Genomic DNA, 15,022 nt, shown 5'->3' with positions numbered 1-15,022 from the left:
CCGCGACCGCGACCCCTCGACCGCCGGCGCCCCCTAGCAGCCTCGCCTAATCCACCAAGGCCGACCGAAAAAACTCGTCGAGCCGTTCCGCCCGCCCGCTGGCCGCCGGCAGCGACTGCCCCAAGGCCTGCATGCGTTCCAGCTCGGTGGCGAGGAAGTCGCTGATCGCCGGCACGCGCGGCCCGGCCGCGACCTCGGCGCTGCGGCGCTGCGGCGCTTGCGCGCCAACAAGGCCTCGACCGCCTCGCGCACCTCGCCGTCGGGCAGCAGCCGCTCCAACAAATCCTCGAACGCCATCGGCGGCGGTCCCTGCTCGCGCTCGATCCACTGGCAGGCCAGGACCGGGCGCAGCACGTACAGGTATTTCTTGGTGCGGATGGCGTCGCCGCCCAGGTGGGCGCGGAAGGTGCCGTGGGCCAGGCTGAAGTAGTGGTGCCAGGCGGCGATCGGCGAATAGAACTCATCGGCCAGGGCGCGCAATCCGGCGCTCAGCACGCCGTCCTCGCGGTAGACGATCGGCGAGCGCAACCACTCCAACAGGGTCGGGTTGGACTTCGACAGCAACCGCAGCACCTTGCGCAGGTCCCAGCCGCTGACGTCGAGCTCGTCGTCGATCGGCAGCTCGATCACGTCGCGCTGCGGCTCGCCCAGGCCGGTGCGTTCGTTGACCGTCAGGTACCACGGCCGGCGATGGACATAGACGAAGCGGGCGTCGTAGTCGCTGTCTGGCGAGGAAAACCCCCAGCCGCGGCTGCCGGACTCGCAGGCGTAGACGATGCGCACGTCGTGCTCGCGTTCGACCGCGGCGAGGGCGGCCAGCACCGCGCGCCGCTTCTCGTCCGAAACCGGGTGGATGTCCTGGGCCGCGTCCGTGGAATTCATTGCCGTGGCATGCCGATGCGTGGCCCGGCAGCGTAGCGCAAACGCCGGCGCGTTCCGATGCTGCGCGGACGCTGCGGGCTGGCGTATCGTGCACCGACCCCGGCGCCGCGACGAGCGCGCCGCACTCCAGCGAACCCGATGCCGCCGATGCCGCCCAAGACGCCGTCCACTACCGCTATCCAGACCGAGCGCCTGCTGTTGCGCGAACTGACGCCGGACGATGCCGGCTTCATCCTCGAACTGCTCAACGAACCGTCCTTCATTGACAACATCGGCGACCGCGGCGTGCGCGATCTGGACGGCGCGATCCGCTACATCCTCGACGGCCCGACGCAGAGCTACGCCCGCAACGGCTACGGCCTGTGGCGGGTCGAGCTGCGCGACAGCGGCGAAGCCATCGGCATGTGCGGCCTGCTGCGGCGCGAGACCCTGCCCGACCCCGACCTGGGCTACGCCTTCCTGCCGCGCCACTGGTCGCGCGGCTATGCCCTGGAATCCGGCGAGGCAGTGCTGCGCCATGCGCGCGAGGCGTTGGCGCTGTCGCGGGTGCTGGCGATCACCGATCCCGCCAACCAACCCTCGATCAAGGTGCTGGAGCGGCTGGGCCTGCGCTTCGAGGGCATGGTGCGCATGAGCGAGGACGCCAAGGAACTGCGGCTGTTCTCGACCGCACCGGCGCAGGCCGACTGACGCCGGTCGCATGAAACTCCGCCTCCTCGCCTGCGGCCTGCTGTCCGCGTTGCTCGGCGCGTCCGCCAGCGGCTGCGCCGACGCGCGACCGCCGCAGGTCCGCGACGGCGACGTGATCTTCCACGTCTCGCGCTCTTCGCAGAGCCAGGCGATCCAGCGCGCGACCGGCTCGCGCTACAGCCACATGGGGGTGATCCTGCACCGCGACGGCCAGCCCTACGTGTTCGAGGCCATCGACCCGGTCACCTACACCCCCTTGCAGCGTTGGATCGCCCGCGGCAGCGGCGGCCATTACGTACTCAAGCGCTTGCGCACACCGTTGACGGCGCAGCAGGCGACGAAACTGCGCGGCGCGGCGGAAGCCTTCCGCGGCCGCCGTTACGACCTGGCGTTCGAGTGGTCGGACCAGCGCATCTACTGCTCGGAGCTGGTCTGGAAGATGTACGACCGCGCCCTGGGCGTGCGCATCGGCACGCTGCAGCCGCTGCGCAGCTTCAAGCTCGACGACCCAGCGGTGAAGGCCAAACTGCGCGAACGTTACGGCGAGCGCGTGCCGCTGGCCGAACCGGTGATCTCGCCGGCGGCGATGTTCGACTCGCCCTTGCTGACCACCGTCGCCTCGGGCTGAAGCCGCGCGCCGCGCAGGACCGCCTCGCGGCCGACATAGTCGGTCCAGACCACGTACACCGCCTCGCCGGTCGCCGCCATCTGCGCGAACCCGGTGCCGCGGCCGCGGCCCTGCAGGCGCGCGACTTCGATGCGCTGACGCTCGTGCGACAGATCCGGCGCCAGGCGCGCGAGTTGCAGGCTCTGGCCGCTGCGGTCCTCACGCAACCACAGCACCCAGGCCGCATCGGCGCTCAATGCGGTTTCGACCCGCCCCTGCACCTGTTCGCCGCGGTCGAGCACGAACGGCGCAGCGAAGCGATCGCCGGCGTCGCGGCTGTAGGCCGCCTGCACCGTCGGCACGTCGCCGGCCGCGGTGTACCAGGCCACCACGGCCGCCTCGCCGCGTGCGCTGACCGAAGGACCGTTGACCGGGCAGGCCGGCATCACCCAGCCATCGGCGTGCACCGGCTTCGGAGCGGTCCAACCGCGCTCGTCGCGGCGGGTGACGGCGATGTCGCGCACCTCGCCCTCGCTACGGTCGCGATAAACCAGCAGCGGACCGCGCGCGGTCATCGCCGCATCGGTCTGGCAGCAATCGCAGGTCATCGTGTCGAGTTCGACTTCGTCGAAGCGATGCAGGTTGGCGCCTATGCGCACACTGCGCAGGCTCATCGCACCAGAACCGACGCCGTGACCGCCGCCATGGCCTGCCTGGCCGCTGTCGCTGTGGCGGCCATCCAGCCAGGCCACGCCGACCGCATCGGCGCCGTCGGGCCAGATCGAGACGAAGCCGTGCTCGCTCTGGCCGCCGTCGGTATTGACCTTGAGCGGCGCCGACCACGGCGCGCCGCCGTTGGCCGAACGCACCAACACCACGTCGTAGGCATACGGCGCCTGCGCCGATTTCTGCAGCCAATGCGCCCACACCGCGCCGTCGGCGCTGACCGCGAGATGCGGCGTATCGGCCCAATTGACGAACCAGTCCTGGCCCACGGCGATCGAGCGCGGCGGCTGCGGCCAACGGCCGTCGGGTCCGGCAACCGCGTAGCGCAAAGCGTATTTGCCGGCTTCGCCGGTGATCCACGACAACCACACCCGCCCGTCCGGCGTCGCGATCAAATCAGGTTGAGCCGCCGCCGCGTCGATCCGCAAGGGCCAGGCCGAAACCCGCCACGGCGCGTCCGCTATCTGCGCTTCAGCTTCGGGCGGCGCCGGCTCGCGGCTGCAACCCGGCAAGAGCAGCAACAACGGCAGCAGGGCCAGGCAAGGCAGACGAGGCATCATGGCCGGAGTCGGGAAGCCGAAGGGTCAGGCATTGTGCGGCGGCGACCGGCGCCACACCAGGCAACGGTTGTTGGCCGGCATCGCCTGATCGACGAGCAAGCGCAGCCCGATGGCTGCGGCCAAGGCATCGACCGCCTCGAAATCGCGCACCCCCGACTGCGGGTCGCGTGCCTTCAACCAGGCATCGAATTCGCGGTTGCTGTCGCTGCTGAACTCGCCGCGGTAATTGAACGGCCCGTAGACCGCGACCGTCGCATCCGCCGCCAGCACCCGGTCGAGCCCGCGAAAGAAGGCCTCGACCTGCACCCAGCCCATGATGTGCAGGCTGTTGGCGCTGAACGCCGCATCGAAACGCGCCCCGTCCGCCTCGCCCGGCCACCGCGGCGATGCCACGTCCAGCTCGACCGCGGCCGGCGTATTCGGTAACGCCGCCTCGTCCAGCCACAGCGCGATGCCGGGCAGGTACTCGGCGCGGTCGGAGCATTGCCAGCTCAACGACGGCAAGGCCGCGGCGAAATACACCGCGTGCTGGCCGGTGCCGCTGCCGATCTCCAGCACCCGCCGGCGCCCGGCGAAATGCTCGCGCAACACCGCGAGGATCGGATCGCGATTGCGGTCGCAGGAGGGGGAATAAGGCTTGTCGTTCGCGCTCATGCCGCCAGCCTGCGCAGCACGTCGCCGCTCGAACCGACCCGCACCCGCAGCACGTCGTCCATGAGGTCGACCGCGGCCACGTGCACGCGCCGCGAGCGCGGTCCGATCGAGCCGGCCAGTTCGTAGCGCATCGTCGTCTCCAGGGTGTCCGCGGCCAGGCCGTCGAAACAGGGATAGATCAGCGCCAGCTCGCCGCATTCCTGGAACGCGGTGGCATAGGCGTTGAGTTGGTACATGTCGTCGGTGGACGGGCGGATCTTGCCGTAGCGGTCGCGTTCCAGCCGCTTCCACTTGGTGTCGGCGATCATCACGATGCGGTCGGCGCGACGCACCAGCAGGTCCGGCTTGAGGCGGTAGGCCGGGCTCGAGCCCTGCTCGCCGACCAGGACACGGGCCAAATGCCGGTCGTCGTGCTGGCACTCGACCACCCAACCGGGCGGCGCCTGCCGGGCCAACTTGATCGCGACGTAGCGCTCGAACAGCTGGTTCATGTCGAACAGCAGCGCCGGCGCCGTGGCAACGCCGGCGCGCAGCGAAGGCGACAAGCCCTCGATGATCCAGCGCGCCCACTTCAAGGCCGCGGCATAGCGGCGACTCTGGCGGTCCAGGCACAACCGCTCGATCTCGTCGCGACGCGCCGGCGCGATGCCATCGAACGCAGCCATCAGCTCATGCCACAGCCGGATCGACGTCGGCGCGACCAGCCAGTCGCGCAGATGCAGCAGGGCGAGCACGAGCACCCGATTCACCGCGACGTCGTGGGTGAGTTCGTCGAACTCGCACCAGGCGCGATCCTGGCGGCCCGCATTGGCGCGCAGGTGCCGGGACCATTGGATGCGGCCGCGCACCGTCGGCGAATTTTCGGAGCGCGACACATAGGACTTCAGCAGCCCGGCCTTGACCAGGCGCATGGTCTCGGCGAGGAAACGCCCGGCGAACAATTCGATCAGCGGCGAGCGGATCAGATCGTGCGAACCGGAGCCGAGCGGCGGCGACGGCAGGTCGTGCACCACTCGCAACATCCGCAGCAGCATGTCGTGGGCCGGCGCCGCATCCGCGGTGCCGCGGTCGATGCGGTCCGTTTTGGGCAGGATTTCCAGGATGCGCTCGCCGATGCACAGCACGCCGCAGTATTGGGCGAAACGCACCGTGCTCCGTCCGAATTCGCACAGCCCCGGCCGCAGCAGGCAGATCGCTTCCAGGCGCTCGACCTCGTCGAGGCCGAGACTGTTCGCGGTCGGCAGGGCCGTGATCGGCACCGGCGTGTGCTCGAAGGCCCTCAACGCGGGGTTCACGGCTCGGCTCCGTCCTCGAGTTCGGCCTCGTCGTCGTCGATGTCCTCGTCGCCCTGCGAATACAGGCTGCGGAAATCGGCCGCCGACCAGTTCTGCGAGGCGTCGGTCAGTTCGATGCGATAGCGCGGAATGCGCGGCAGGTCCGACACGTGCACGCCGAACAGATCGATCGCATCCACGTCCAGCGCCTCGACGAAGGGCGAGTGATCGGCCTTGCCCATACTGCCGAGCACGCGCTGGATACGGCCCCAGTCGTCGAAGAAGTACTCCTGCAGCAGGGGGATGATGCGGTCGCGGAAACAGTTGCGCAGATCGTCGAGCGAATGAACGTCGAGAAAATAGGCGTGGCCGATGCAGTGGTCGCGGTCGAGCAGGTACTCGATGCGCTGGTTGAGCTTGCGCAGCAACAGCGGCAGGTCCACCCGCACCCCGTCGGCGATCACGCCGCCGTCGCCGTCGCCGCCCTTGATCTCTTCCGGCAGCGGTGGCGTCTCCTCGAAGCGGAACCGCCGCCGCAGCGCCAGGTCCATCAATGCGATCGAACGGTCGGCGGTGTTCATGGTCGCGTATAGGTCGAGGTTGTCCGGCACCCCGAACAATTCGTGGCTGGCCGGCAGCTTGACCCACAGGCCGCCGCCTTCGCCCGGCTCGGCGCCGGCGGTCACCCGCTTGTCCGGTTCGATCAAAGCGATCAACTCGCCGAACACCTTGGCCAGGTTGGCGCGGTTGATCTCGTCGATGAACAAGGCGTAGCGCTGCTGCGGATGCAGATGAGCGACGCGGCAGAGCTCCTTGAACAAGCCGGGCTGGACCCGGAACTCGACGCGCCCGTCGTCGCCGTCGGCCGGCACCGGCCGGATGCCCTCGACGAAGTCCTCGTAGGAATAACTCGGGTGGAAGGTCACCAGGCTCAGGCGCGACTCGGCCATGTTGGCCTGCTGCTGAAAGTCGAGGCCGTCGACGATGGCGTCGACGGCCTCGGCCAGGTCCGGCGCGTTATCGCGCCACTGCGGCAGCAAGCGCCAGACCGAGTCGGCGTCCTTGTCGAACAACACCGCACCGGTGCGGGCGCTGGTGCGCACGGTCGCCGAGTCCAAGGGGGCGTGCGACTGCAATTGCCCCCACAGAATCTGGTTCAAGCTGCGCGGACGGCCGCGCAACCGCGCCGAGGCCTGGACCCAGGCGTGCGTGCGCAGTTGCGGCACCCGCGCCGAGCCGCCGAGGTCGAGCAGTGCCGCGGCGACGACCGCGTGCCACGGCGCCAAGCCCACGCGCCGCTCGTCGCGCGCGTCGGCCGACAGCGCCTGCGCTTCGGTGCGGTAACGCGGATCGCTGCGCAGTTCCTCGTATTTGCGGGTCTTGCCGGTGCCGGGCGGCCCGTAATAGATGGTGTTGACCGCCTTGGTCCGTGGCTGCACCACCGGCACGACGCTCGCCGGAGGCTGCGGCTTCCACAGGTCCACGAGCGTAGCCGGCTGCCGCGGCCGGCGGCGCCCGCGCGGCAGCCGTTCCATCGCCGATTCGAATTCCTCCTGGGTGATGAAGAACCGCCCTTCCACGCCTTCGTCGGCGATGATCTGCTGCGCGACCGGGTAGACGTGGTTCATGAAGTAGACGAAGGCCTCTTCCGGCGACGAGGCCGGGATCGTCTTCTTGCACTCCTTGCGCGGCGTCACCTCCATGCCCAGCGCCTGCAGCAGGCGCTCGTGCACCCGGCACAACACCGGGTCTTGGATGCTGCCGTAGACGATCTCGATGTAAGCCTTGCGAATCTGGCCGTTCTTCAACGAGAACACCAGGCCGATGGTGCGGGTCTTGTTGTTCGAGTCGCTGAGCTTGAACGGGGCGAAGAACAAGTAGTACTCGTTGCCCTGGAACCAGTAGCCGGCTTCGAGGCGATTGCGCTTGGGGTTGTCGCGCGTGCGCAATGCGAAGGTGAACCCTGGATGGTCCTTGCGCCAGCCCAGAGCCACCTTCAACAAACGTTCGTGGCGCTGCGCCACCTCGCGCATCAGCGCGAGGTCGTCTACGGCCTGTCCATGCATGCCTCGTGTCCTCTGATATCGCGCCTGCGTCGAGCGACGCAGGCATGGCGCGATTGGATCACAAGTCCTGCGGCGGCGCAGTCCTGTGNGAACGCCAGCCCCGACACCACGCCGAGCGAGGCGTCGCCGGCGACCTGGCGCGCGTTCGGGAAACACTGGCGCACGGTTTCGCGCACGTAGGGCGCGCGCGACATGCCGCCGGTCAGGAACACCGCGGCCGGGGCCTCACCAATCTCGGCACCGACCTCGCGCAGCAGTTCGGCCAGGTTGCCGAGGAACGGGTCGGCCGCGCGGGCCAGGTCGTCGGCGGTCGAGGCCAAGCCGAGGTCGCGCTCGATGTAGTCCAGCGTGGCCTGGCTGTCGCCCTGCGTGCTCAACTGGATCTTGGTCGACTCCACCGCGCGGCTCAGGCGCGTGGTGTTGCCGGCCTGCTGCAGCGAAATCAGGCGCGAGCCGAACGGCGCGTCGACTTCGCGGTAACTGTCGCGGCGCTGGAACTCGCGCTGGCGCACCACGTCGTGCACGGTCGCGGCCTCGACGTAATGGTGCGCGGGCACCCGCGTCCGGCCCTTGCCGAACAGCGGCATGAAACGCGACAGGCTCAGCGACAGGTCGACGTCGACGCCGCCGCGGGCGATGCCCCAGGAGCCCAGCACCACCGGCGGCTGCGGGCCGCCGACTTCGGCCAGGGTGATGTCGGTGGTACCGCCGCCGATGTCGACGACCAGGGTGCGGTGACGATCGGCGCTCTGCGCGTGATAGCCCAGCGCCGCCGCCACCGGTTCTTCGAGAAAGCTGACCTCGTCGAAGCCGGCGCTGGCCGCCGCCTCGGTCATGATCTCCAGGGCCTGGTCGCCGCCGGCCGCACCGAGCGAGCTGCGGAACTGCACCGGGCGGCCGAGCACGGCGCGGCGCACGTTGGCGCCGAGCTGCTGGCCGGCGGTCAGGCGGATGTGTTCGAGGATGTAGCCGGCGATGCCGACGATGGTCTGGCGCACGTGGGGCGCGAGCTGGTAGCCGAGCATCGACTTGGGCGATTGCACCAGGTTGCCGAAGCCTTCGCTCAGATAGGCCTCGACCGCTTCTTCGCCATACACCGCGTTCTGCAGCGAGGCCGCCGAGGCGCGCGCTTCGCGCACCTGCAGTTCCAGCCACTGCCGGCGCACCGCGCGGACGGCGTCGCGGCGCAGGTCCTGCTCGGAGCGCTGCGCCGGCGTCGGGATCATCGCCAGCGCCGCCTCGCGCTGTTCCGCCGGCAGACGCGCGGCGTGCTCGCGCCGCGCCTGCGCCTCGTTGATCGCGCGGGTCTGCTGGGTGCGCGCATTGCGCACCTGCGCCTCGACCTCGGCTTCCAGCGCGTCGGTCAGCTCGAACTGGCTCGGGTCCGGCACCGCTTCCGGAAAATACACCGTGGTGCGGAACTGGCGCTCGTCGCCGAAGCGGATCGTGCGGACCTCGCCGTCGACGAGGGCCGCGGCGGCCGAATAGCTGGTGCCGAAATCGATACCGATCTTCATGGGGAAACTGAGGGTTCTGCGGCGCGCAAGGATACAGTGCCCCGGCCCGACGGGGCTGAACCGTGGGGCGGTAAGCGAGGGATACCAGCGCCACGCCCATACCGGCTCTTCACTGGAAGCCCTGGCCGGAGGCGACGCCGGGTTTGGCGACGCATCCGGCAGATCGCGCTATCGGTTTGCCTGCGGTGTCCGCCCGGCCCCATCGGGAGCGACTGCGCCGCACTGCNGCGCCACCTCAGTCAAACGAATGGAACCCCGAGCGGCCCACACGAAGAGCGCTCTAACCGACAACGCTCGCCCGGCAGAGCACAGGGCTGATCTACGTCGCCGGCCATTTGCAGGTATAGGTGTTGCGAACCGGCTGTGTACGCACGCCGTCCGCGTCGACCAGCGTGGTATCGACGGTGAAGGAAGCGTCGGCCACCTGATTCGGACTCGTGCAGAGAATCTGGTATTGCAACTGCGTCTGCGACAGCATGGTCGTCGACTTCACCATGTTGCTGCAGTTCCAGGTCGCCGGACAGCTCACGACTTTCGTTTCGGCCTTGACCGGAAGCTGCGGGTAGCCCTGGAAGTTGACCGTTACCGGGAACGCGGTATTGATGTTGCCGGTAGCCGCGGGGATCGAGGCGATCGCCTGTGTCGTGCACGGTTTGCCTTGGCGCCACATGCGATAGCCTTTTTCCACACCCCTCATGGCACCCTTCTGGAAATTCGTGTCCTGAAGGGCCGCGGCATCGGTCGCATTGGTGTGGAAGGCGGTTTCGACGATGATCGCCGGCATATGCGCCAGTTCGTTCTCGCCTTTATTGGTGAATCCAGTCGGAGCGGCCGCGACGGGGAAGCTGGCATAGCCGGGGACCGCATGAATCTGCTCGGCCATGTAACACAGGACACTGCTGCCGAGCGCTCGACTGGTCTCGCGACCGGTATGGTAGGCGACGATCGTTCCGCGTGCGGTTCCGCTGCCGTCGTCGGCATTCGTGTGGATGTTCAGTAGCGCGGTCGCATTGATGTGGTTGGCAAATTTAGGGCGGGCATTGATGTCTTGATCGTACTGACGATCGTCGCCTTGATTACCTGAAGTGCTCCATATGCTGGGGTTATCCGGAAACTGGGTCTCCAGGTAAGTACGCGCCGACATCTTCCACCACGGGTGGCCGGAAGGAAGATGGGTTGTGGTGGCGTGACTGCGCGGAATCCCCAGGTTCGCCGCCGAACGCGCGCCCAAGTACCCCTCGAGGTGCTGACCCAGGTACTGGGTGATGAAGTCCTCGTAGACTCCGTGGGGAGCCGTCGGACGCTGAAGCTTCCAAGTATTAGCGCCATAGAGGTAGTAATACCCATGCGCCGCAGATACGACCACCAGGTCGGCCGGCTCTACCGCCGTGGCCTTGGGCCGTCTCGGCGCAATTTCGTCTTGCGGAAAATACTTGTGGATGCTCTTTCCGTCGAACAGGAATCTGACCTCATCGATGGCGATCGTTCCGCTCAGAATCGACATCGCGGCCATCGCCAGCTCGTGCTGCTGGTCTTCGAAGCGTCCGCCGTTGTACTTCGGCACATAGGCCCTGCTCAGATCGATGACGAGAGCCTTGCTGGTTATGTCGAGGCTCGCTTTGACGCGAACGATCTTGCCCTGCCCCTCCAGACGTTTCTGTCGATCGACGATGCGCTGCAGTTCATCGGTCAGCATCGCCTCTATCTTGAGTCGATCCTTGCTTGCAAAAGTCGCCGCCGCCTTGCCGCTGCCCAGCGGCGCTACGACCTGGCCATCCGGCTTCGCTTGGGCTGCCGCAAGCGGGCTCTGCACGGCCAGCGCCGCCGCCACGATGCAAGCCGATGCCATGACGCTCAACAACGGTTGGCGACCAGCATTCGAACGCCCCTGCGAACGGCGCGTACCGGTCGGATATCCTTTATTTTCATCGGTCACGATCTAATCTCCATTTAGTTGGTGCTGAATCGACGGCCGTAACGATCGCCTTGCGAACGCATGCGATGCGAGATGTCGGCCATGTCCGTGCGCTCTTCCATGCGGCACTCGATCTTGATTCGGGATGTCGGCTGCCTATGCCGATCCCGATTGAGTCGTCGTAAGCGCCATGTTCGTCTTTTGAGTGCAAGTACGGTTGTCGCAACATCGTCGATGACGTTGTGGCCGAGCCATAACACCGATTCGAGCTTGCTTAGTGAAGCGCCATGGGACGAACGGCACGAGCAGGTGCCTGATCGTCAGTCCGGGTCGGCACGCCGTCTCACGGACTGAGATTGTCGTCGCGTACAACGAGACTCCGCCCCTGCAGCCGTCGCCCGCCTCGATATGTCCGCCTTGATCGATCCCTCCCAGCGCGACCTCGTCCCCGCCTCGGCCGCGCAGCACGCCCTGGCCCGCGCCGACGAAGCCGTCGACGCCCGCCACGGCGGCGCGCTCGCCGAGCGCCTGCAGCACCGCTATCGCGACCGCATCACCGGCCGCTTCACCCTGCCCGGCCGCGAGGGCCGCTATGCGCCGCTGCCGGAGGCCTTGCCGGAACCGCTCAAGGCGGCGCTGCGTGCGCGCGGCATCGACCGCCTCTACAGCCACCAGGCCGAAGCCTGGGACGCCGCCCAGGCCGGCGAAGACGTCGCCGTGGTCACCCCGACCGCGTCCGGCAAGTCGCTGTGCTACACCCTGCCGGTGCTGGCCGCGGCGATGACCCAAGGCGCCAAGGCGCTGTACCTGTTCCCGACCAAGGCGCTGGCGCAGGACCAGGTCGCCGAGCTGCTGGAGCTCAACCGCGCCGGCGACCTCGGGGTCAAGGCCTTCACTTTCGACGGCGACACCCCCGGCGATGCGCGCCAGGCGATCCGCCTGCACGGCGATATCGTCGTGTCCAACCCGGACATGCTGCACCAGGCGATCCTGCCGCATCACACCAAGTGGGCGCAGTTCTTCGAGAACCTGCGCTACATCGTCATCGACGAAATCCACACCTATCGCGGCGTGTTCGGCAGCCATGTCGCCGACGTGCTGCGCCGGCTCAAGCGCATCTGCGCGTTCTACGGCGTCACCCCGCAGTTCATCCTGTGCTCGGCCACGATCGGCAACCCGCAGGCGCATGCGCAGGCCCTGATCGAGCGCCCGGTGCGCGCGATCCTCGAATCCGGCGCGCCGACCGGCGACAAGCACGTGCTGCTATGGAACCCGCCGGTGGTCAATGCCGACCTCGGCCTGCGCGCCTCGGCGCGTTCGCAGAGCAACCGCATCGCCCGCATCGCGATCAAGGCCGGGCTCAAGACCCTGGTGTTCGCCCAGACCCGACTGATGGTCGAGGTGCTGACCAAATACCTCAAGGACGTGTTCGACCACGACCCGCGCAAGCCCGCACGCATCCGCGCTTATCGCGGCGGCTATCTGCCGACCGAGCGGCGCGAGGCCGAACGGGCGATGCGCGACGGCCGTATCGACGGCATCGTCTCGACCTCGGCGCTGGAGCTGGGCGTCGACATCGGCAGCCTCGACGTGGTCGTGCTCAACGGCTACCCGGGCTCGGTCGCGGCCACCTGGCAGCGCTTCGGCCGCGCCGGGCGCCGCCAGCAGCCTTCGCTCGGCGTGCTGGTGGCCAATTCGCAGCCGCTCGATCAATACGTGGTCCGCCATCCGGACTTCTTCGCCGACGCCCCGCCCGAGCACGCGCGCATCGCCCCGGATCAACCGTTGATCCTGTTCGACCACATCCGCTGCGCCGCCTTCGAACTGCCGTTCCAGCACGGCGAGGCGTTCGGCCCGATCGATCCGGAGGTGTACCTGCAAGCGTTGGCCGAGACCGGCGTGGTCCATCGCGAAGGCGAGCGCTGGGAGTGGATCGCCGACAGCTATCCGGCCAATGCGGTCAGCCTGCGCTCGGTCGCCGACGGCAACTTCGTCGTGGTCGACCGCAGCGACGGCCGCCAGGCGATCATCGCCGAGGTCGACTACTCGGCCGCCGCGCTGACCTTGTACGAAGGCGCGATCCACATGATCCAGTCGCTGCCCTACCAGGTCGAACGCCTCGACTGGGAAGGCCGCAAGGCCTATGTCACCCGCACCCAGGTCGACTACTACACCGACTCGATCGACTACACCAAGCTCAAGGTGCTGGACCGTTTCGACGGCGGCGAGGCCGGGCGCGGCGACAGCCACCACGGCGAAGTGCACGTGGTGCGGCGTGTCGCCGGTTATAAAAAGATCCGCTACTACACCCACGAGAACATCGGCTACGGCCCGGTCAACCTGCCCGACCAGGAACTGCACACCACCGCGGTATGGTGGCAACTGCCGCAGGGCGTGCTGCTGTCGCGGTTCGATTCGAAACAAGATGCGTTGGACGGCTTTCTCGGCGCCGCGCATGCGCTGCACGTGGTCGCCACCGTCGCGGTAATGGCCGACGCGCGCGATCTGCAGAAGTCGGTCGGCAACGGCGACGGTGCCTGGTTCGCGACCCAGGACGCCGGCGGGCGCGGGCAGTTACGCGGCGCCGGCCACGAACTGGTGCCGGGCACGGCGATGGCCTCGCTCGACGTGCAGCAGTTCGTGCCGACGGTGTACCTGTACGACAACTTCCCGGGTGGCGTGGGGCTCAGCGAACCTTTGTGGCTGCGCCAGGCCGAACTGGTGACGCGCGCGCGCGAACTGATCGAACGCTGCGATTGCCGCGCCGGCTGCCCGGCCTGCGTCGGCCCGATCCTGGCCGTCGACGAAACCCGCAGCGAGAACACGCCGAAATCGCTGGCGCGGCAAGTGCTGCGCTTGCTCGGCGAAGGCGAGGACGCGTGAGCATCGATATCGCCAAGCTGCGCATGTTGCAGCGGCAGGCGGGGCGCGCGGTCGCAGATGCGGGAACGCCGAGTGACAAGGCAAGTCTCCCCCAGCCCCTCTTTTTCAAAGAGGGGAGCCAACCGCTTTCGCGGGAAGAGAGCGCGACGATCGCGAGGGCTACGAGCATCGCGGGCTTGGCCCGTGACGATGACGATGTTCGTTCCGTGCTTCCTGCCAACGTTCCAACCCGGGCATCCAAGGCACCGGAAGTCATCCCCTCTCCCCGCACCGACGCCACCGCTCCCCTCTTTGAAAAAGAGGGGCTGGGGGAGATTTGCTCTTCGCTCCCCGACGCCCGCACTCCCCTGTTCGGAAAAGACGGGCTCCCCGAGATCCGCTCTGCGCGCCCCGACCTCGACGGCCTGCGGCGGTTGATCGCGCAACGCGAGCGCAAGCCAGGGACTTCGCCGCTGCCGCAACCGACCGCATTCGCTGCGCGGCCCACACAGGCGCCGGGCCCCATCGACCGCTCGGTGCCCGGCCAGGAGATCGCGCCCGGCCTTTACTTCAGCGAAGTCCACCTCAGCCTGCCGGCGCCGCAAGTTTCGCTGTCGCTGGCCTTCGCCAAACGTCCCGACGACGCGCTCGACCCGCGCCGTCTGATGTTCTTCGACACCGAGACCACCGGCCTGGCCGGCGGCACCGGCACCCGCGCTTTCATGATCGGCGCGGCCGACTGGCATCGCGACGCCGTGCACGGCGACGGCCTGCGTATCCGCCAGCTCACTATCGCCACCCTCGCCGCCGAGCCGGCGATGCTGCGCGCGTTCGCGCAGTGGCTGACACCGGACACGGTGCTGTCGAGCTACAACGGCCGCTGTTACGACGCGCCGCTGCTCAATACGCGCTACCGCCTCGCCCGCATCGCCAATCCGCTGGCCGGGCTCGATCATGTCGACCTGCTGTTCCCGACCCGGCGCCTGTATCGCGGCGTCTGGGAGAACTGCAAGTTGGCGACCATCGAACGCGAGCTGTTGCGGATCGTGCGCGAGGACGATCTGCCCGGCTCGCAGGCGCCGGCCGCGTGGCTGCATTACCTGCGCGGCGGCAGTTCGGCCTTGTTGCGTCGCGTCGCCGCGCATAACCATCAGGACGTGGTGACCTTGGCGCAGTTGATGCTGAAGCTGGTCGAGGCGCAGGCGGCCTTGCCGGTCTGAGCGACCGGCGCCGCATCGGACGGGCCCTGCGAGACATCGCCGTCGCACG

At 68.1% G+C, this 15,022-nt stretch carries 9 protein-coding genes and 2 pseudogenes; 4 read left to right on the top strand and 7 right to left on the bottom strand.

What is annotated here, in order from left to right:
• Positions 1–46: 46 nt before the first annotated feature.
• Positions 47–882 (bottom strand): annotated as a pseudogene (locus tag ACTJJK_RS01045) (nucleotidyltransferase domain-containing protein).
• A gap of 147 nt (positions 883–1,029) precedes the next feature.
• On the opposite strand from ACTJJK_RS01045, the gene ACTJJK_RS01040 reads away from it, so the two are divergent.
• Positions 1,030–1,572 (top strand): GNAT family N-acetyltransferase, encoded by a 543-nt coding sequence (locus ACTJJK_RS01040; RefSeq protein WP_440729230.1) that lies wholly within the window; start codon positions 1,030–1,032, stop codon positions 1,570–1,572.
• 10 nt (positions 1,573–1,582) lie between these two features.
• Positions 1,583–2,200 (top strand): YiiX family permuted papain-like enzyme, encoded by a 618-nt coding sequence (locus tag ACTJJK_RS01035; protein WP_031371787.1) that lies wholly within the window; start codon positions 1,583–1,585, stop codon positions 2,198–2,200.
• Here ACTJJK_RS01035 and ACTJJK_RS01030 read toward each other — a convergent pair.
• The 6 genes and pseudogenes from ACTJJK_RS01030 to ACTJJK_RS01005 form a co-directional block, all read right to left on the bottom strand.
• Entirely contained in the window at positions 2,110–3,465 is a 1,356-nt protein-coding gene (locus tag ACTJJK_RS01030; RefSeq protein ID WP_440729229.1) for a hypothetical protein, read from the bottom strand. The two genes, ACTJJK_RS01035 and ACTJJK_RS01030, sit on opposite strands and share 91 nt — an antisense overlap.
• 24 nt (positions 3,466–3,489) lie before the next feature.
• Complete coding sequence (locus ACTJJK_RS01025) at positions 3,490–4,119, bottom strand: DUF938 domain-containing protein (protein WP_031371789.1); 630 nt, start codon at positions 4,117–4,119, stop codon at positions 3,490–3,492.
• Positions 4,116–5,414, bottom strand: a complete 1,299-nt coding sequence (locus tag ACTJJK_RS01020) for an McrC family protein (protein ID WP_440729228.1) — start codon at positions 5,412–5,414, stop codon at positions 4,116–4,118. The genes ACTJJK_RS01025 and ACTJJK_RS01020 overlap by 4 nt, the downstream gene beginning before the upstream one ends.
• Positions 5,411–7,459: an McrB family protein gene (locus ACTJJK_RS01015; RefSeq protein ID WP_051884844.1), complete on the bottom strand. Its 2,049-nt coding sequence runs from the start codon at positions 7,457–7,459 to the stop codon at positions 5,411–5,413. The genes ACTJJK_RS01020 and ACTJJK_RS01015 overlap by 4 nt, the downstream gene beginning before the upstream one ends.
• Before the next feature lie 89 nt (positions 7,460–7,548).
• Positions 7,549–8,976, bottom strand: a pseudogene (locus tag ACTJJK_RS01010) (Hsp70 family protein); the annotation flags it as partial.
• Positions 8,977–9,295: 319 nt separating this feature from the next.
• The gene (locus ACTJJK_RS01005) at positions 9,296–10,912 is read right to left on the bottom strand and encodes an N-acetylmuramoyl-L-alanine amidase family protein (protein WP_440729227.1); all 1,617 of its coding nucleotides are present in this window, start codon (positions 10,910–10,912) and stop codon (positions 9,296–9,298) included.
• Between the two features lie 450 nt (positions 10,913–11,362).
• Between ACTJJK_RS01005 and ACTJJK_RS01000 the strand changes: the two genes are divergently transcribed.
• Positions 11,363–13,774, top strand: coding sequence for a DEAD/DEAH box helicase (locus ACTJJK_RS01000; protein WP_440729242.1), 2,412 nt, complete (start codon positions 11,363–11,365; stop codon positions 13,772–13,774).
• Complete coding sequence (locus tag ACTJJK_RS00995) at positions 13,771–14,973, top strand: ribonuclease H-like domain-containing protein (RefSeq protein ID WP_235186229.1); 1,203 nt, start codon at positions 13,771–13,773, stop codon at positions 14,971–14,973. Before ACTJJK_RS01000 ends, ACTJJK_RS00995 begins: the two co-directional genes overlap by 4 nt.
• The last annotated feature ends 49 nt before the right edge of the window (positions 14,974–15,022 follow it).

It is taken from the genome of Lysobacter sp. 22409, assembly GCF_052045105.1.
Classification (GTDB): Bacteria; Pseudomonadota; Gammaproteobacteria; order Xanthomonadales; family Xanthomonadaceae; genus Lysobacter; species Lysobacter antibioticus_B.
Note: the sequence above shows the minus strand (reverse complement) of the source record. Positions and strands in the feature narration are given on the sequence as shown.